Origin of the sequence: Pseudomonas sp. UBA5568 (assembly GCF_002425525.1) — a bacterium.
GTDB lineage: Bacteria > Pseudomonadota > Gammaproteobacteria > Pseudomonadales > Pseudomonadaceae > Aquipseudomonas > Aquipseudomonas fulva.
This window is the reverse complement of the sequence record NZ_DIMK01000068.1, coordinates 111631-130050: the sequence shown is the minus strand read 5'-3', so window position 1 is coordinate 130050 and position 18420 is coordinate 111631. Positions and strand designations below refer to the sequence as shown.

Here is an 18420-nt window from a genome sequence, read left to right as displayed (position 1 = left end):
AACTGCAACTGCAACTGCAACTGCAATAACAGCAATAACAGCAATAATCTTAACTACGATATTGGAATTAAAAGTTTCAACCTTGACTTGATTGAATGGCTTGAGCCTCGCATATGGCTCAACGATACACTCTTTCCCCTGCGGAAGCGGCCTTGCCGGGCGCCGAACCGAGCGCGGTGGGCCGCTAACCCAGCGTACGTCATCCTGGGTCAAGACTGCGCAAGCCTACTCCCCCTTGCCCCAGCCGTGACCCCCGATGTTTTCCCACGCATTCGCTGGCGCTTTTGCGCCATTGCGGCGAACATTGCCGGCTGATTTTGCTGCCAACGGAGTGACTGTGGCCAACGAGCAACCCAAGGCCCTCGCCGAACTGACCCCACCCACACGGCTACCCTGGCTTAAACGGCTCATCGCCCAGTGCCTTGGGCGTGGCCTGACCCGCATTCAGGCGCAACACCCTCATTCCTGGTGGCTGGGCCATGCCGATGGCCAGCACCAGGGCCGTGACGAAGGCCAGCGCGCAGGGTACGAACGTGGCCATGCGCAAGGGTACGAGGCAGGCCAGCAAGTGCTGGTCATCCGTGACCATCGCCCCGACACCCCGGCCGTGCCCGGCCAGGACGATCACCTGTTCGAGGATTGGCGACTGGCCTTGACCGCCCACCTGAAGAAACGCTTCAAGGCCGACGTCGCCCAGCGCCTGCCCAGCCACGCGCAACCCAGCGCCGCGCAATGGAAACTGATCTTCAGCGACACACCCTCCACCTGCGTGGTGGCCGGGGCAGGGGCGGGCAAATCCACCTCCCTGGTGCTGCGAATCTTGCTGCTGCGTCACTACCTGGGCTACGAACTCGACGCGATGACGGTCGTCACCTTCACCCGCGAGTCGCGCAAGGACTTCATCAAGCGCTTGGTGCAGGTGTTCGCGCTGTGGGATGTTCACCTGCAACCGGCACAGGCGCGCGAACTGGTCCGCACCTTCCACTCCCGCATCCTGCCCCTGGTGCGCAGCCTGCCTGGGTTCGAGCACGTGCGCGCGTTCGAGACCCTGGGCAACGAGATGCCCGCCGGGCGCGAGGCCGAGGCCGACAGCAACCCGTTCGACCTGCGCCTGAACGATGCCCAGCGCCAACAGCTCAATCATTGCTACAGCACCCTGCTGGCGGACAGCCCGCGCTTTGCCGAGCTGATCGGCCACTTGCGCAACGAAGCCTTGCAACTCAAGCCAGTGGATCCGGATAACCCCGAGGTGCAGAAACGCGCCCAGGTGACGCAGCTGGCTGCGCAACGCGACGAAGAGCTGTGCGATGTGATCGAGGACCTGTGGTTCGCAGCAGGCGCTTGGCCGATCCAGGGCATTGAGCCGACGCGCGACACCGTGGAGATCCGTGGATGCCGTTTTCATGTACACGGCCGGTTGGGTGCCACAGGGCCCTTGGTGGTATTGGGCTTCGACCCCTCCGAGAGTGCCCAGTACCAACGACCCGGCGCCAAGCTGGCCGTACGCGGGGAGTGGGCAGTCAAACGAACCCTGTTGCAGGCATTCTGCGACCAGCCGTTGATCTGGCTGGACAACTACGCCATGGCCCGGCGCCTGGCCGCTTCGCTGGCGGGCGACGCCGTGACGGGGCCGGGGTTTGAATACAAGGTCAAGGGCGAGCTGTCCGCCGCGCCGCTGCTCGACGCATTCGTCAGTGCCGCGGGCTTTATCGAAAACCTCGGGCTCGAAGTGAACACGGCGATTGCCGACATGCGCTTCGTGCCAGGCGACAGCGACGCGCTGTTCTTCGAAGCGTTAGCCCTTTACTGGAAGGCGTTCGAAGCGCATCTGCTTGATCAGGTCCCTCCGGTCATGAGCTACAACCGCATGTTCGCGCTGTTCGGGGAAAACAACCCGGAAAACCTGCAGCTGTTGCCCGACCCGCTGCTACGGCCGCTGGCGCATCTGATGATCGATGAATTCCAGGACGTCTCGCCGCAAATCGTCAGCTGGCTGCGGGCTTCCCTGCGCGAAATCCGCAGGCGCGGGCCCGGGATGAATGTCGGCCGCCATGCTCAGCACTCGTCGCTGTTGTGCGTGGGCGATGACTGGCAGTCGATCTATGGCTGGCGAGGCAGCTCGCCCAAGTACTTCACCGAATTCACCAAGGCGTTTCCAACGCCCGCCAGCACTCGAGTGATGATGGTGGAAAACTATCGCTGCCAGCAGCAGGTCATCGATGCCGCTGAGCACCTGGTCAAGGGCACACCCACCATCGCCGGCAAGAAGGCCCGAGCCGCTGGCCCTGCCGCTGAACTTGCCGGGTCACCGGTCAAGGTCTTCGAGCGTGACGAGGCCGCCCTGGGCCAGACCCTCATCGAGCATTACCAGCGCGGCGAGTCGGTGCTGATGCTCTACCGCAAGGGCAATGACCGGGCAGCGATGAGCGAACACCTGGAACCTGTGCTTCAGGCCGAGGCAGCAGTGCCCGCCGAGCAGCGGCGTCTTCGCCAACTCACCTACCACAGCGCCAAGGGCTTGCAGGCCGATGCGGTGTTCATGCTGGGCGACTGCCAGTACCTGACCAGCTCGCCTTACAAGAACCAGGTGTATCGCCAGGCGGGCCTGGGCAAGGCGGGCGACCCGCAGCCGTTCGACACCGCCCAGAAAGAGGAGGTGCAGCGCTTGGCCTATGTGGCCGTGACCCGAGCAGTGCAGCATTGCTACTGGCACGTGGAACCGGCCAATGGCGATGCCGCCGTGGCCGCTCGCGCGTCCAGCCGCGTCGATGGCCGCCAGGACTGTTTCGAAGACTGCCGGGGTCGGTGACGGTTAAGTCACCGTCGGTAAGGGGCCAGTGGTGGCCACTGGCTTGCGCCAAGGTGACCTGTCGGCGCCCTGCGTGCTCCGGCGCAAGGGTTGCCGCAGACGACAGGCGTCGTGGAATGCGGCGGCGTGTTCGGTCTGGTGTACGTGCATCAGGCTGCCGATCAGGAAGCATACCCATGCGATCAACCACCACACCCAAGGATCACCCGCTGGACATCAATGGCATCGAAGTGGCGGTGCGCTGCTGGGGCCCGGAGGATGGCATTCCCGTACTGGCCTTGCATGGCTGGTTGGACAACGCCGCCTCGTTCGAGCGCCTGGCACCCCTGCTCGATGGCTGTTTCGTGGTAGCCCCCGACCTGGTCGGCCACGGACGTTCCGACCATCGTCGTCATGACAGCGGCTACTACTTGTGGGAGCACGCCGAGGACATGCTGTCGGTCACCGAAAGCCTTGGCATGCGGCAATTCCATGTGCTGGCGCACGGCATGGGCACCGGCGTGGCTTCGCTGCTGGCGGCCATGACCAGCGGGATCGCGAGCATGACCTTCCTCGACGGGATGGGAGCACCGTTCACCGTGGCCGAGCATGACCGCGTGCAGCACCTGGCACGGGCTTATCGCCTCAAGCGCATGGTCCAGCGTACGCAGATGCAGGGCTTCAACGAACGGGACGTGCAACGCTTCGACGATCTGGACAGCGCGCTGGCGCAGCGCCGCGAGCGGCTCGACACCGACCTGTCTCAAGAAGCGGCGAGGTTACTGGCGCTGCGCGACCTGCTCCAGCTCAACGACGGTTATTGCTGGCGACACGACCCGCGGTTGGTGCTCCCAGAGCCCATGCCGCTCACCGAGCCTGAAGCTTGCGCGCTGCTCAGCCAGATTCGCTGCCCGCTGTACCTGATGTTCGGCCGGCAGGGCGCTTTCACTGGCGAGGCTTTCGACCGCCGTGAAGCGGCATTGCCGCCCCAGGCGAAAGTGTCCTGGCACCCAGGCGGCCACCATTTCCACCTCGATGCGCCGGACCGTGCCTTGGTTGATCAACTGCTGCGTATCCTCGCGCGCCATGAAGGCGCCGTGTTGCAGCGGCTGGTCAACGAGTAGCGCCCACACACGGTTGCGCCGTTCGTTCAAGCGCGGGATCGGCCGGGACGGGGACACTAGGGGCTCCTGTCTTTCTGGAGTTACCCATGCGCTACCTCTACGCCCCTGTGTTTTTCTTTGGGTTCATAGGCGCTGCCCTGGCAGTGGCGATGAACACCCATCTGTGCTGGTTGCTGCCCTTGCTGATGGGCGCCGTGGCGGTGTCGCGGCTGTGCGAGCGTGTCATGCCGTTCAAGTCACGGTGGAATCACTCGCAGGGCGATAGCCAGCGAGACGCCTGTCACGCGTTGATAAACGAAGCGCTGACATGGTTCAGCGTTTTCATGGTCGTACCGCTGACGGCGTTGCTGCCGGACACCGGGCTCTGGCCCGTGCATTGGCCTTTGGTCTTGCAGTTGCTGATGGCGATCATCCTGGCCGACCTGGGCATTACCCTGGTGCACTACGCCAGTCACCGCAGCGCGTGGCTATGGCGTCTGCACGCCGTGCACCACAGTGTGACTCGGCTTTATGGGTTCAATGGCTTGATGAAGCACCCCGTGCATCAGATGCTCGAAACCCTGGGCGGCACCTTGCCATTGCTGATGTTGGGCCTGCCAGTACCAGTCGCTGCACTCCTGGCATTTTCCGTGTCCGTGCAGCTGCTGTTGCAACATAGCAATGTGGACATGCGCATCGGCGCCTTGCGCCATGTGTTCGCGTGGGCACCGGTACACCGTCTGCATCACCTGAAGTACGGCACCCACGGCGACGTCAATTTCGCTCTATTCCTGCCGCTGTGGGATCGCCTGCTGGGCACCGCGCTGCACCTGCCCGACTACGCGCTGCGCGATGAGGACGTAGGCATTGGCGATCGCCCTGATTATCCCCGGACCTATCTGGCACAGCTGCGCGAGCCTTGGATGAGAAGTGAGGTGCACCCACCGGCAGTGCTGCCTGCTGCACTGCGTCAGGCACTAGCCAGGCGCGCCCAGTCGTAGGTCGCGCACGATTTCGCTGGGGGTGAGCCCGAAATGGCGGCGCATGCTGCGGGATAAGTGCGCGGAGTCGGCGAAACCGGCTGCGAGCGCCGCTTGGGTCAGGTTGGCACCGGCCAGTGCCTGCTGCACGGCCATCCGCAGGCGCTGCCACAGCACCAGGCGTCGTACCGAAACCCTTAGTTGGCTAGTGCACAGGCGCTCCAGTTGACTGATTGAAAGCGATGCAACGCTGGCCAGTTCATGAGCAGGCAGCGATTTCTCACCGATTGCGCGCACGCGACCAAGCGCTTTTGCCAGGCGTGGGTCCAACGCCGATCGTGGCCATGTCCGCATACGCATGGCAAGTTGCTCTACCGCGTTGGCTGATTCACCCAGGCATTGCAGGTCAGCCACACAGAACGCCAACGGCTCTGCAAACAGGGTGATGCACTGCACGCTCTCGCTCAGGATGGCATGAGCCTGTTGCGAAGGGATCAGTATTCGCGGGCCGCCGTAGGTACGCCCGTCCAGGCAGACCTCGACGTCGGCATCAAGCCCAATCAGCAGTTGATGGGCGTAGTGCTGGTGGCTGTCGGTGCGCCCCAGTCGTCCTGTCACCAGGCAATGGTCCTCGGCCAGCCAGATCTCGCCCTGCCAACCTGGCTGCGCTGCGCGGTTCATGGCCACAGTGAAGAGGTTTCAGTCAAAGTAGCCTCGCAGGCTGAAGCTGTACCCCGTTTCCGCGGTGGTGTTCGCCACACGCCCGCTACGCTTGCTCAGGACGAACTCGAAGGTGGGCTCGTACAGCCCATCGCGCACGCACGCACCGGCCAGGACTTCGACCTCATACCAACCGTTGTCCAGTTCGATCACCGGGCGGCCGGGCTCACGGTAGCGCGCCATCAAGTCGCCCAGTGTCTTGGGGGTGAAGTACTGGAGGATGCGCCAGGTGTACAGCATCACAGCGCCATGCTCGACGTTCAGCGAATAACCACCGCGCTGGTGCTTGAGCCGGCTGCCCGCCTCGCGCAATTTGGGTGTTTGCCCATCGAGCGTGAACACCACGTGATAGGGGAGGTTGTCGACGCCGGCCACAGGCAGCACCACGCCGTCGCGCACGGCCATGTCGCCGCTGTCATGATGGGTGAATTCGTGGGCCAGGTCGTCAGGCAGGCCATGCTCCTGCTTGAAGCGCTCAAGCAGTTGAATGTCACCTAGCAGAAAGTAGTCGACCAGGTCGTTGAGCACTTCGTCGAACTCATGACGCATCGCATGTCCTTGGGCAACGATCAGTAGGGCCGCGCCAGTTGAACTGGCGCAGGCGGTTTGCAAGGGGCGGTCAGTGTAGCTGGGTAATCTGGATGAGGTTGCCGCAGGTGTCGTCGAAGATTGCAGTCATGACGTTATCGACCTCGGCGGGAGACTGGTGAAACTTGACACCGGCAGCGGATAGCCGGGCATATTCGCCTTGAATGTCACGCACCGCGAAGATCGCGGTGGGGATACCGTCTTCCTTGAGCGCAACCTTGTACGCTTTCGACGCAGGGTGTACCTCTGGCTCCAGTTGCAATTGCACGCCGTTGGGGTCGTTGGGCGAGGTCAGGGTCAGCCAGCGGTGCTGGCCCATGGCGAGGTCTTGTTTGGGTTCGAAGCCCAATACGTAGTGATAGAAGGCAAGCGCTTTGGCCTGGTCGTCGACAAGAATACGGGTGAGCATGATCTTCATGGGCGCACACCTATGCCGGGGTCGTTAAGTACCAGTAAAGACGGCCCATGGCGTTTGGCAATCCAGCTCAGCATCAAATCGCTATTTTGTTCATGCCATCGGCGTATCCGGGCCGCAAGCTGGCGCCTGGCCAATGCAGCACAAGCGTTCAGCCTTCGCAGGTGTGCGCAGCGGCTTGCAGGTCAGCGGCGAATACCTCGGTGACCTTCGTCCGATAGGCTTCAAAGGCTGCGATGGCGCCGGCGATCACGCCAGCTTCCTGTTGTTTATCGAGTTCAAGGCCGTCGATTGCGCTCACGAACGCCTTCCAATGCAGCGCCCGTCCTTGCGGGTGCGCTGCCAGGTGCCGCGCACCCAGGCCTTCGTCAAGGCCAAGGCGCTGGGTGTGCTTGAACAAGAAAGCGGCGCCCAGGTTCGATCCTTCGCTGCAATACAGCCAGCCCAGTGCATGGGCCGGGTCTACCTTCACGCTCGTCGGCAAGGCAGGTGGCAGTTGTCCCAAGTCGCGAATGTCCTGCTCGACCGCTGCAAACCGCGACAGCGACGAGAGGCCCGGCAGCCACGTATTGAGGTGGGGGTCTTTGTAAAGTCCCAAGAGGCTGCCGTGAAAATGATGCTGTACCAGCAGGAAGCGCGCATAGCGCGCCCTGTCCTGAAAAGGGTGGGCGGCCATGACCAACTGATCGACACCGTCATGTTCGCGGTGGGTGGCCGCTTTGAGGCGTTTGCAACGGCTCGTCTCCAGGGGTGGCACGGGTACTGCGATCATTCGGTAAGTCCGTCGCGGGCAGAAAGGCCTCCATGATGCGTGGCGGTGAGCATCGCAGCAAGCGTCAGGCACGGTTATCATGGTCGCCGTATCGTTCAGACCCAAAGGAAAAGCCGGTCATGCCTTCGCTTCAGTTCCGTACGCCGTCCCTGGAGGACGCCAGCCGCTGCCACGCCATCGAGATCGGTGCTTACGAGGGAGACGAAGCGGCCACGCTGGAAAAGATCCAGACGCGCATCAGTCAGTATCCACAAGGTTTTCTAGTGCTTGAAAGCGACGGGGCCATCGTGGGCTTCATCAACAGTGGTTGCGCCCATCAGGTCGTGATGTCGGACGAAGCGTTCAAGGAGCTGGTCGGGCATGACCCCGATGCCCCCAACGTGGTGATCATGTCGGTGGTGGTCGACCCGGCTTACCAGGGCCAAGGTCATGCAAAGCGGTTGATGGAAGCGTTCATTCTGCGGATGAAAGCCTGCGCTAAGCAGACCATCCACTTGATGTGCAAGGAACAGCACGTGCCACTGTACCGCAAGCTGGGCTACAACTACGTCCAGCCGTCACCTTCCGACCACGGCGGCATGGCGTGGCACGAGATGGTGATGGTGCTGTAAGCCTGTTGCCGTGCGGTGCCTACAGGGTGAGCTTGCCGTCAGACGGGGGCTGGCTTGCCGGCAATGGGCTGCGATGCAGCCCCGCAGGCACTTGGCAGCCAGCACCTTAAGGCACCGCCTCTATCAGCCCGCGACCAACTGATAGGCCAGGCGGTTGTGGCGCTCGAGTACCCGTGGCAGGTCGACAGTCACCAACTGACCTTCCCTCACCACCACCTTGCCGTTGATGACGCTGGTATGCACCTGGGTCGGGGTGCAGAACACCAGCGCTGCAAGCGGGTCATGATGGCCGCCGGCGTAGGCTACATGGCCCAGGTCGAAGGCGACGAAATCGGCGACCATGCCCGGTGCCAATGCGCCGATGTCATCGCGGTTGAGCACCTTGGCACCGCCCAAGGTAGCGATTTCCAGTGCTTCACGGGCCGTCATCGCGTCCGGGCCAAACCCTACGCGTTGCAGCAGCAGGGCCTGGCGAACCTCGCCGATCATGCTGGCACCGTCGTTGGACGCCGAACCGTCCACCCCGAGCCCGACCGGAACGCCATGATCGCGCATGGCGCGTACCGGAGCGATACCGGAAGCCAGACGCATGTTCGAGCATGGGCAATGGGCGACCCCGGTACCGGTGCGGGCGAACAGTTCGATGCCATGCTGGTCCAGTTGCACGCAGTGAGCGTGCCACACGTCGGGCCCGACCCACCCCAGGTCCTCGGCGTACTCGGCAGGGGTCATGCCGAATTTTTCCCGGCTGTAGGCAATGTCATTGACGTTTTCGGCCAGGTGCGTGTGCAGCGATACACCATGTTGGCGAGCCAGAACAGCCGCTTCGCGCATCAGGTCGCGGCTGACCGAGAAGGGCGAGCAGGGCGCGACCACGATCCGGCGCATCGAGCCATGGCTGGCATCGTGGTAGTCCTCGATCAGGCGCTGGGACTCCTTGAGGATATCCGCTTCCTTTTCCACCACCGAGTCCGGCGGCAGCCCGCCCTGGCTCTGACCCACGCTCATGCTGCCGCGAGCAGCATGAAAACGCATGCCAATTTCGGCAGCCGCATGGATGCTGTCGTCGAGCTTGCATCCGTTGGGGTAGATGTACAGGTGATCGCTCGAGGTGGTGCAACCGGAAAGGATCAGCTCAGCCATGGCCGTCTGGGTCGAAACTGAAATCATCTCGGGCGTGAGCCGTGCCCAGATCGGGTACAGCTGGGTGAGCCAGTTGAACAGTTCGCCGTCCTGGGCGGCTGGCACTACCCGGGTCAGGCTCTGGTACATGTGGTGGTGCGTGTTGACCAGCCCAGGGATGACCACCTTGCCGGACATGTCCAGCACCTCGTCCGCCTGCTGGGGAAGGGTTTCGCTGGGGCCAACCTGCTTGATCAGGTTGTCTTCGATGTACAGCCCACCGCCGCGGATTTCGCGACGCTCGCCATCCATGGTGACGAGCAGTTGGGCATTTTTGATCAGTAGCGTTCTTGAAGTGTGTGCAGATGACATGGTTGATGCCTGTTGCAATACGCGCCGGCGATGGCCAGCGTCGTAGGCGACGCGGCTATGTAATCAGGAAACGGGGAAGTTGTATACATTGAGCTGATTGGTGAATTTGCGTCATCCCATATGTGAAAATCGGCCAAAAATAAGACCTGCGCGATCGAATAGACTGGCGGCCAACGTCTTGAGAGTTTTTCCATGCCTGCCGCATCTTCCACCGCTTCACCCGTCGACGAAGCTCCACGGGCAGCCATCAGTATTGCCATCCTTGCGTTTTCAGCTTTCCTGATCGTCACCACCGAGTTTCTCATTGTGGGCCTGTTGCCTGCCCTGAGTCGCGACCTGGGGGTGTCCATCTCCATGGCGGGACAACTGGTAACGCTGTTCGCCTTCACGGTCATGTTGGCAGGGCCGTTTCTCACGGCCATGCTGGCGCACCTGGACCGTAAACGGCTGTTCATCACCATCCTGCTGGTCTTTGCCGCGGCCAATGCCCTGGCGGCCGTGGCCGACAATTTCTGGGTACTGGCCGTTGCACGTGTCATACCGGCATTGGCATTACCGGTGTTCTGGGGGACCGCCAGCGAGACAGCAGGGCACCTCGCGGGGCCCGAGCATGCAGGGCGCGCGGTGTCGAAGGTTTACCTCGGCATCTCTGCCGCCATGCTGTTGGGCATCCCGCTGGGCACGTTGGCCGCTGACGCGTTGGGCTGGCGTGGCGCGTTCTGGGCGCTGGCGGGGCTTTCGCTGGTGATGGCCGTGGCGATGAGCGTCTGGATGCCCCACGTGGCCCGGACCGCCAAGGTGGATTTTGCCCGCCAGGCGCGGATCTTCACCGAACGCTTCTTCGTGGCGAACGTGCTGCTGTCGATTCTGGTGTTCACCGCGATGTTCACCGGCTACACCTACTTGGCCGACCTGCTCGAGCGTGTGGCGGGTGTGGCCCCGGCTCCCACCGGTTGGTGGCTGATGGGCTTCGGTGCCGTTGGCCTGCTGGGTAACTGGATCGGGGGGCGTGCCGTCGACCACTCCGTTCTCAAGGCTACCGCGGGCTTTCTGGTGCTGCTGGCGATCGGCATGGCCGCGCTGGTGCCCTTGGCCCATGCAGGCCTGGTTTTCTGCCTGGCGCTGGCCTTGTGGGGTATCGCCAACACGGCGCTCTACCCGGTTTGCCAGGTGCGCGTCATGGCGTCGGTGAGCCACGCCAAGGCACTGGCTGGTACTGCCAACGTGTCGGCTGCCAACGCAGGCATCGGCCTGGGTGCGGTGCTCGGTGGCATGACCATCGACGGTCTGGGGATTGCCTACCTCGGTTATGTGGCCGCCGCAGTCGCGGTGCTGGCGCTGCTGGCAGTGCCCGTGGTAGCCAGGCTGGCACCTCAGACGGGTTCGGCGGCACGCGTGCCGTGAGGCGCGAGCCTGGGCAACAGGTAATCGAGCAAGGCACGCACCTTGGGTAGGTGCTCGCGACGCTTGAGCCAGACCAGGTTCATCGGCAGGCCATCGGTCGCCAGCTCCGGCAGCACCTCGATCATCCGTCCTTGATCGAGGTGCTGCTGGGTCAACCAGGTGGGTAGCTGCCCTATACCGTGGCCGGCCAGCACCGCCGCGACCTCGCCTTCGCCATCACCTACGGCGATGCGCGGCTGTACCGTGCGACGCTCCATCTCGCCAGGCTGGCGCCCTTTGAAGAACCACGGGCTGACCAAACCGTCGGTGTGCCCATAGCCCACGCAGTGGTGGTGCTCCAGGTCCTCCTCGCTTTGCGGCGTACCATAGGTGTCGAGGTAGTCGGGGGCTGCACAGAACATCAGGCGCTGGGCGCCAAAGTACTGATGGCCCAGGGCGGCGGGCCATGTATCGGGGCCGCCGATGCGTACCACGATGTCGATGCCTTCCTGCACCGGATCGACGAAACGGTCGGAAAACGATACGTGCGGCTGTAACAGCGGATGCTGCCGGGTGAACGCCAGGATCAGCGGCAGCACATGCAGGCGACCGTAGGAGGCGGGCAGGTCAATGCGTACCCGTCCGTGAGGTTCATTACCCGTCGTGGCGAGGGTGTGTTCGACTTCTTCCAGATCGGCCAGCACCGACGTGCAGGTGCGGTAGAAAACCACGCCGGCCTCGCTCAGCGACAACCGGCGTGTGGTGCGCTCGAACAGGCGAACGCCCATGCGCGCCTCAAGGCGCGCAATACTTTTGCTGACCGCCGAGCTGGTAAGGCTCAGTCGCCCGGCCGCTGCCGTGAAGCTGCCAAGGTCGGCGACCGCGACGAAGACGTCGATCCCTTTGAGTCGTTCTGAGGAGTGCATGGCCGGCCTTTACATGGGTTCGTGGTGCAGACCCCGGCAGCATAAGGGATCCTGAGATGGCGTTTCAGGGTTAAAGCATCGGGCAGGGCTGGATAGCGCGTTGCCAACGGAACACCAGCCCATCTTGCACACTCATAGGCTTTGCGCCAGCGCCTTGGGTAGATCATGCTGTACCCACCGGGCCCCGACGCACCAAAGGACTGCCCCCATGTTCCCTCTTGCCTGGATAGCCTGCGCATGACCCTGACGTTACTCACCTTTTTCGGCACCCTGGCCGCCATGGAAGGCGTGGCCTGGTTTGCTCACAAGTACATCATGCACGGCTTCGGCTGGGGCTGGCACCGCTCGCACCATGAGCCACGCACGGGGATCTTCGAGAAGAACGATCTCTACGCCGCGGTGTTCGCCGTGCTGGCGATCATTCTCATCGCCCTGGGCAATGCCGGCTGGTACCCGTTGCAATGGGTAGGCGCAGGCATGACGGCCTACGGTGTCCTGTATTTCGTTGCCCACGACGGCCTGGTCCACCGGCGCTGGCCTTTCAAAGTGGTCCCGCGCAAAGGTTACTTCAAGCGCCTGTACCAGGCACATCGGCTTCATCATGCCGTGCAGGGGCGCGAAGGCTGTGTGTCGTTCGGTTTTCTGTACGTACCCACTATCGAACGGCTGCGTCGGCAACTTCGGGCGCTGCATGGGGGGCCGCTGCGGGCGAAGGGCGCTGCCACAGGCGAGCTGGGCGCTGAGGGTGGCGATGCAGCCGACAGCTCAGCGCCTGCCAAAACCCCGTGACCAAGGCACCGACCTTTTCGAGTTTTGACGTAGACAGCCGGCCGTCCCAGGCGTCGACCCCGGCGCTGTCGACCTTCAGGCCGATGCGCCGGTAAACCTGGCCTGCCGTGGCCACTGCCCACGCCGAGCGAAGCGGCAAGGCCTGCAGCCCGGCCTGGGCGCTGGCGTAGTAGGGTTCGGCGTGGGCGACCAGGCGCCTGGCCAAGGTAGCGACGGCTGCGCGATGACGCACATCGGCCAGGTCGTCTGCACTGAGGTCGAATTCCGACAGCCAAGCCTGAGGCAAGTAGCAGCGCCCGACCTTGGCATCATCGACGATGTCCCGGGCGATGTTAGTCAGCTGCATGGCCAGGCCCAGGTCGCAGGCCCGGTCCAGCACGCGGGCATCTTGAACACCCATGACCCTGGCCATCATCAGGCCCACCACACCTGCTACGTGATAGCAGTAGACCATGACCTCATCCAGGGTCTGGTAGCGGCAGGCGGACACGTCCTGGGCGAAGCCTTCGAGCAAGTCGAAGGCTTCGGCGCGGGGAATGCCGTGGCGCCTGGCCACTTCGCGCAGTGCGGCGAAGGCCGGCTGGTTCACGGGCAAGTCCGCGCAGGCGGCCTCCGTCTGACGCTGCAGATCCAACAGGCGCACCTGCGCTTCTTCCTGGCTGATGACCACCGCCTCATGCCCGGCTTGCTGACCATCGATCACGTCATCGCAATGGCGGCACCAGGCATACAACAGCACAGCGCTGCGCCGGGTATGGGCATCGAACAGCCGGGCTGCTGCGGCAAAGCTTTTCGAACCCACGGCAATGCTGTGTTCGGCATGGGCAAGCAACTGGTCGTGGTTCGGTGCGGTCATGCGCCCAGGTCCTCGAGCATTAGGCCTGCGGTGGCCTTGGCCGAGGCGATCACGCCTGGCACACCGGCCCCTGGGTGCGTGCCTGCCCCCACCAGGTACAGATTGCTCACTTCGCTGTCACGGTTGTGCGGGCGGAACCAGGCGCTCTGGGTCAGGATGGGTTCCAGAGAGAACGCCGACCCCAGGTGGGCATTAAGTTCTTCGCGGAAGTCCAGCGGCGTGAAGGTGCGGCAGGTGACCAAGTCCTCGCGCAGGCCTGGAATGTAGTGACGTTCCAGGTAGTCGAGAATCTTGTCCCGGAACCGTGGCCCTTCCACCTCCCAGTCGATGGCCGCGTTGCCCATGTGCGGTACGGGCGCCAATACGTAGTGGCTCGAGCATCCTTCCGGGGCCAGGCTAGGGTCGGTGGCGCAGGGGGTATGCAGGTAGAGTGAAAAGTCTTCGGCAAGCTCGTGACCGTTGAAGATTTCGTCAATCAGCTCCCGGTAGCGCGGGCCAAAGCACACCGTGTGATGACGCAGTTGCGGCTGCGTGCGCTTGAGCCCGAAGTGCACCACGAACAGCGAGTTGCTAAAGCGCTTGCCCTTGAGCCGCTTGCCTTCCTGTTCACCGCGAGGGTGTTCGGCCAGCAGGTCGGAGTAGGTGTGCACCACATCGGCATTCGAGGCGACTGCGTCTGCCCGCCAGCGCCGCCCGTCCTGGGTGCGCACGCCGGTCACGCGGCTGCCTTGGGTTTCGAACGCGGCCACCTCGGCATTGAGCTCCAGGGTGCCGCCCAGGTCGGTGAACACCTTGGCCATGCCCTGCACCAGCGCGCCCGTGCCGCCTTTGGGGAACCAGACACCCCAGGTGCGCTCCAGCGCATGGATCAACGTGTAGATCGAGGACGTGGCGAAGGGATTACCCCCGACCAGCAAGGCGTGGAACGAGAACGCCTGGCGCAGTTGGTCATCTTTGATGAACCGCGCCACCATGCTGTAGACGCTGCGCCAGGCTTGCAGGCGAGCCAACTGCGGGCCGGCATGCAGCATGTCGCGAAAAGACAGGAAGGGCACTGCGCCAAGCTTGATATAGCCTTCCTGCAACACGGCCTTGGAATAGGCCAGGAACTGTCGATAGCCTTCCACGTCCTTGGGCTCGAAGGCCTCGATCTGGCGCTCCAGGTCGGCTTGGTCATTGCCATAGTCGAATGCCCGGCCATCCTCCCAGCACAGGCGGTAGAAAGGCGTTACCGGCAGCAATTCCACGTACTCATGCATGGGCCGGCCGGCGAGGGTGAACAGGGCTTCGATGGCGCTCGGGTCGGTGATCACCGTGGGGCCTGCGTCGAAGGTAAAGCCTTGGTCGTGATAGACGTAAGCGCGGCCACCTGGTTTGTCGCGCGCCTCGAGCAAGGTCGTGGGGATACCCGCGGCCTGCAGGCGGATGGCTAGGGCCAGGCCGCCAAGGCCTGCGCCGATGACCAGGGCGGATCGTTCGTTGCTCATGGATAATCCTTGAAATGGGCAGGGGAGTGTCGCAAGGCAGCCTTCATGGCCTCGCCGACGGGCACAGGCGGTTTGCCGCACAGGATCCGCAGGCGATCACGCAGCGTACTCTGGCCTGCGTAGAAACGGGCGATCAGCCCCTCAGGCAATCGATAAAAGCGCTGCATCACCTGCCAGCGACGGTTCGGCCGGCCGGCCAGAAACAGCATTCGGTTGAGCAGGCGATAGAACCCTTGCTCACGCCAGCGTCGATGCAGGTAGGCGCCCAACGCGGGCTTGAGCGACGCCGTGTCCTCCAGCGCTTGCGTTGACAACCAGTCGGCCAGGCGCACGGCATCGGGCAGGGAATAACCCGTGGTGCAGTGAAACAATCCGGCCCGCAGGCCAACGGCGAGCGGCCCGTGCTGTTCGTTCCACCAGGCAGGAAAGTCGTCGACCAGGGTAATCGGCAATACGCCCTGTTCTTCACGCAGGCACTCGGCGACGTGCCAGCCGCGCTGCTGCAGGTAGCACTCGATGTGCTGGCGCAGCTGCTGCGCGGCGGGCGCCTGGCTGTCGACGTAATGGGTGTCCTCCACCAGCAAGGTGTCAGCCGTGAACGGCAGGACATAGACGAAGCGATAGCCCTCGCCTTGAGGTACGCGTGCGTCCATCAGAATCGGTGCGACCAAGCCATGGGGGGCCGTCAGACGTACGACCTGCCCGAGGAACGCCTGCTGGCCGAGGACCCGGTGAGGGCTGTGCTGCATGCCCCGGCCATCGATCACCACCGCGGCGTGCAAGGTTTCGCCACTGGCGAGCGTGACATGGCTGGCACCCACTTCGGCGACCGCGCAGTCGGTGCGCAAGCTCGGGCCGAGGGCTGGGGTGATCACCTGCGCGAAACGCTCGCTGGTAATGCTCGCATAGCCGCCTTCCATGCGCCTGGAAAAAGCCGGGAAGTGCACGTGGTACGCAGGCCAGCGCTGCTCCACCAGCGGGGCGAGCCAGCGCAGTTGCTCGGCAGTAAGGTCGGCGTCGTGGAAGGACCACGTATGGTTGCCGCCCAGGACCGGCCCTTGCTCCAGGCACAACACGCGCCATTGCGGGCGCAGCTGCTGCAGTCGCCAGGCGATCAGGCCGTTGGCCAACCCCCCACCTACCAGGATCAGGTCATAGGGCACGGTACATTCTCCGAAATGCTGGGCTGGCCACTGCGCAGAGCGGCTTCGATGAGGCTGGCAGCGCGCTGTACGCCACCGCAGGTGGCAAGCTCGGCTTCAAGCGCCGCATCACGTGGTGCAGCCTCATCAAGCAGCTGACGCAACGCTTGGCCAATGGCCGATGCGCTGGCACGTTTGGAGAGCACCCGGCCCAAGCGGTGATGGCGCACCCGTGCGGCCACGCCGGGCTGATCGAATGCAATGGGCATGACCAGCAGCGCTGTGCCGGCGCACACGGTATCGAGCACCGTGTTCAAGCCGCCATGGCTGATCACCACATTGGCTCGTCGCACAGCCCAGTGCTGGGGGGCGAAGTCGGTCACGACGGTGGCACCGATCTGGCGTAGCCGTGCCTGCTGATGCGCGTCCAACCCACCGCAGTGAGCTACCAGCAACTGGGCATCCAGGCCCCGGCAAGCCCTGGCAATCCGTGCAAACAGATCGAACCGGTGGCCCTGCAGCGTTCCCAGGCTTGCGAATACCAAAGGCTTGCCGGATTCGAAAGACCAGTTGGGGCTCGCCTGGGAGGGCGTGCTGCGTAAAGGGCCGACGGCGTGAAAGTGCTTGGGTAGATCCGCTCTTGGGAAATCCAGATGCAGAGGTGTCTGGCTCAACTGGGCCAGCGGCGAGAGAAACTCATGGGCACCGCTGCGCGGTGGCAGCCCGTGGCGATGACACGCCTGCACTAAGGTGTCGTGCAGCGGGCGCATGAGCCAGTCATGGACTTGAGCACTGCCTTCGTAGAGGCGCGCATCCAAGCCGAGCCCGAAGGGCATCACGGGCAATGGCAAGCCCGGTTCGCGATTGATCGGCAACGCGCAGGCCACCGAAAAGAACGGCAGGTTGCAAGCCTCGGCCACCAGGCCGCCTGCGGGTTCCATCTGGTCGCAGATCATCGCGTCGACCCGATGGTCCCTAAGGGCCTGCGGCAGGTTGCTGATCAGCATGCCGGTGGTGTGCGCCAACTGCTTGATCAAGCGACGCAGACGCAGCGGCCCGGCGGGGTCGGCCACGCGACGCATGGCGAGGTCAAGGCTGCCCGGCGGGCACTCGGCATGGCCAATGGCGACGAAGCCCAGCCGCGAGTCACTCAGCCAGCGTTCGGCTTCGGGCTGGTGAAAGAAACTGACCTGATGGCCGCGTTCGACCAACTCGCCGCCCAGCGCCTGCATGGCTGCAAAATGGCTGGGGTAGGGTGGGGCGACCAGGGCGAAGTGGCTCATTTGGGGTCGAGCTGGGCATTGACCAGTCGGGCCCGGCGCAAGTGCGCCAGCGTGGCGGAGCCGGTGCAGAAGCAGGCGATACGCAGTTGCCGGATGATCACGTCGAAATGTGAGACCACCGCTTCGGTAGACGTCATCGCAGAGGTCAGCACGCCGGCAGCCTGGCCCACCAAGTCTGCCCCCAGGCGGATGGCCTTGGCCGCGTCCACCCCATCGCGCACCCCACCCGAGGCGATCAGGCCAACCGTGGGCACGGCTCGGCGCACGGCAAGCAGGCTCTGGGCGGTCGGAATGCCCCAGCCGCTGAAGGCCATTGCCACCGCACGCTCAGCAGGGTCATTGGCGCGCTCCGCCTCGACAGCGGCCCAGCTCGTGCCGCCGGCGCCGGCCACATCGATCATGGACACGCCAGCGTCGTACAATTGCCGGGCCACGCCTGGGGAGATACCGGCGCCTACTTCCTTGACGATGATGGGCGCGTGAAGCTGCCCGGCGACGTGCTCGATGCAGGCGAGCACCCCGTTCCAGTTGCGGTCCCCCTCGGGCTGAACGGCTTCCTGCAAGGGGTTGAGATGAATGATCAGGGCGCTGGCATCGAGTGTATCGACCGCACGGCGGGCAAGGTCTACACCATCAGCCTCGCGTAACTGGGCGGCGCCCAGGTTTGCCAGGAGCGGGACGTCGGGTGCGAGCCTTCTCAGCTCCGTGGTCAGCCCCTGGTCCTGGCCGCTGCGCAAGCTAACTCGCTGCGAACCCACGCCCATGGCCAGGCCCAAAGCCTGCGCAGCTTCGGCCAGGTGCTGGTTGATGAACCGTGCGCGCTCAGCACCGCCGGTCATCGAACTGATCAGCAGTGGTGCGCGCAGTGCCATGCCGAACAGCTCGGTACCCAGGTTGACGTCTTCCAGGGCCATCTCAGGCAGTGCACAATGTTCGAAACGCAGCGCCGACCAGCCAGCATCGACCCCATGCGAGATGGTGCCGGCGGCCAGAACGATATCGAGGTGATCATCCTTGCGTTGACTCAACGGGCTTTTGTTCATGCCGGCTCCACTGCCAGGGAATCATCCTGAGGTACGTGCG

General features: G+C 63.7%; 17 protein-coding genes and 1 pseudogene. 6 read left to right on the top strand and 12 right to left on the bottom strand.

Annotated features, from left to right (window positions below; all coding sequences use genetic code 11):
• Positions 1 to 213 (bottom strand): hypothetical protein (locus tag B2S33_RS21440; RefSeq protein WP_288651051.1); only part of this gene is annotated, 213 nt, incomplete at its 3' end.
• A 43-nt stretch (positions 214 to 256) separates the two neighbouring features.
• On the opposite strand from B2S33_RS21440, the gene B2S33_RS21435 reads away from it, so the two are divergent.
• From B2S33_RS21435 to B2S33_RS21425, 3 genes are all read left to right on the top strand, one after another.
• Entirely contained in the window at positions 257 to 2809 is a 2553-nt protein-coding gene (locus B2S33_RS21435; RefSeq protein ID WP_414707737.1) for a UvrD-helicase domain-containing protein, read from the top strand.
• A 176-nt stretch (positions 2810 to 2985) separates the two neighbouring features.
• Positions 2986 to 3912 carry an alpha/beta fold hydrolase gene (locus B2S33_RS21430; protein WP_027914793.1) on the top strand — a complete coding sequence of 309 codons (927 nt, stop codon included), beginning with the start codon at positions 2986 to 2988 and terminating at the stop codon, positions 3910 to 3912.
• Between the two features lie 86 nt (positions 3913 to 3998).
• A complete protein-coding gene (locus tag B2S33_RS21425) occupies positions 3999 to 4892 on the top strand; it encodes a sterol desaturase family protein (protein WP_197873879.1) in 894 nt (297 codons plus the stop codon).
• Here B2S33_RS21425 and B2S33_RS21420 read toward each other — a convergent pair.
• The 4 genes from B2S33_RS21420 to B2S33_RS21405 all read right to left on the bottom strand — a co-directional run bounded on the left by B2S33_RS21420 (position 4869) and on the right by B2S33_RS21405 (position 7366).
• Positions 4869 to 5552, bottom strand: coding sequence for an AraC family transcriptional regulator (locus B2S33_RS21420; protein WP_288651047.1), 684 nt, complete (start codon positions 5550 to 5552; stop codon positions 4869 to 4871). The two genes, B2S33_RS21425 and B2S33_RS21420, sit on opposite strands and share 24 nt — an antisense overlap.
• Before the next feature lie 18 nt (positions 5553 to 5570).
• Positions 5571 to 6140, bottom strand: coding sequence for a hypothetical protein (locus B2S33_RS21415; protein WP_280078356.1), 570 nt, complete (start codon positions 6138 to 6140; stop codon positions 5571 to 5573).
• 70 nt (positions 6141 to 6210) lie between these two features.
• A complete protein-coding gene (locus B2S33_RS21410; RefSeq protein ID WP_197873877.1) occupies positions 6211 to 6597 on the bottom strand; it encodes a VOC family protein in 387 nt (128 codons plus the stop codon).
• A 148-nt stretch (positions 6598 to 6745) separates the two neighbouring features.
• Positions 6746 to 7366, bottom strand: a complete 621-nt coding sequence (locus tag B2S33_RS21405) for a biliverdin-producing heme oxygenase (RefSeq protein WP_242809520.1) — start codon at positions 7364 to 7366, stop codon at positions 6746 to 6748.
• A gap of 119 nt (positions 7367 to 7485) precedes the next feature.
• On the opposite strand from B2S33_RS21405, the gene B2S33_RS21400 reads away from it, so the two are divergent.
• Entirely contained in the window at positions 7486 to 7977 is a 492-nt protein-coding gene (locus tag B2S33_RS21400) for a GNAT family N-acetyltransferase (RefSeq protein ID WP_288651046.1), read from the top strand.
• Positions 7978 to 8100: 123 nt separating this feature from the next.
• Here B2S33_RS21400 and B2S33_RS21395 read toward each other — a convergent pair whose 3' ends face one another.
• Entirely contained in the window at positions 8101 to 9471 is a 1371-nt protein-coding gene (locus B2S33_RS21395) for an 8-oxoguanine deaminase (protein WP_242809519.1), read from the bottom strand.
• 192 nt (positions 9472 to 9663) lie between these two features.
• Here B2S33_RS21395 and B2S33_RS21390 point away from each other — a divergent pair, with 192 nt between their 5' ends.
• Entirely contained in the window at positions 9664 to 10875 is a 1212-nt protein-coding gene (locus B2S33_RS21390; protein ID WP_288651044.1) for an MFS transporter, read from the top strand.
• Here the strand turns inward: B2S33_RS21390 and B2S33_RS21385 are convergent.
• Positions 10845 to 11780 (bottom strand): LysR family transcriptional regulator, encoded by a 936-nt coding sequence (locus B2S33_RS21385; protein WP_027914800.1) that lies wholly within the window; start codon positions 11778 to 11780, stop codon positions 10845 to 10847. The genes B2S33_RS21390 and B2S33_RS21385 overlap by 31 nt on opposite strands.
• A gap of 237 nt (positions 11781 to 12017) precedes the next feature.
• On the opposite strand from B2S33_RS21385, the gene B2S33_RS21380 reads away from it, so the two are divergent.
• Positions 12018 to 12569 (top strand): sterol desaturase family protein, encoded by a 552-nt coding sequence (locus B2S33_RS21380; RefSeq protein WP_080992844.1) that lies wholly within the window; start codon positions 12018 to 12020, stop codon positions 12567 to 12569.
• Here the strand turns inward: B2S33_RS21380 and B2S33_RS21375 are convergent.
• From B2S33_RS21375 to fni, 5 genes and pseudogenes are all read right to left on the bottom strand, one after another.
• Positions 12493 to 13425: pseudogene (locus tag B2S33_RS21375) on the bottom strand (phytoene/squalene synthase family protein); the annotation flags it as partial. The gene B2S33_RS21380 and the pseudogene B2S33_RS21375 sit on opposite strands and share 77 nt — an antisense overlap.
• Positions 13422 to 14912: a phytoene desaturase gene (locus B2S33_RS21370; protein ID WP_242809515.1), complete on the bottom strand. Its 1491-nt coding sequence runs from the start codon at positions 14910 to 14912 to the stop codon at positions 13422 to 13424. The pseudogene B2S33_RS21375 and the gene B2S33_RS21370, both read right to left, overlap by 4 nt.
• On the bottom strand, positions 14909 to 16075 hold the full coding sequence (crtY, locus tag B2S33_RS21365; protein WP_027914804.1) for a lycopene beta-cyclase CrtY: 1167 nt from the start codon (positions 16073 to 16075) through the stop codon (positions 14909 to 14911). The genes B2S33_RS21370 and crtY overlap by 4 nt, the downstream gene beginning before the upstream one ends.
• On the bottom strand, positions 16060 to 17337 hold the full coding sequence (locus B2S33_RS21360) for a glycosyltransferase (RefSeq protein WP_197873873.1): 1278 nt from the start codon (positions 17335 to 17337) through the stop codon (positions 16060 to 16062). The genes crtY and B2S33_RS21360 overlap by 16 nt, the downstream gene beginning before the upstream one ends.
• Positions 17334 to 18380 (bottom strand): type 2 isopentenyl-diphosphate Delta-isomerase, encoded by a 1047-nt coding sequence (fni, locus tag B2S33_RS21355; RefSeq protein WP_197873872.1) that lies wholly within the window; start codon positions 18378 to 18380, stop codon positions 17334 to 17336. Before fni ends, B2S33_RS21360 begins: the two co-directional genes overlap by 4 nt.
• Between the last annotated feature and the right edge of the window lie 40 nt (positions 18381 to 18420).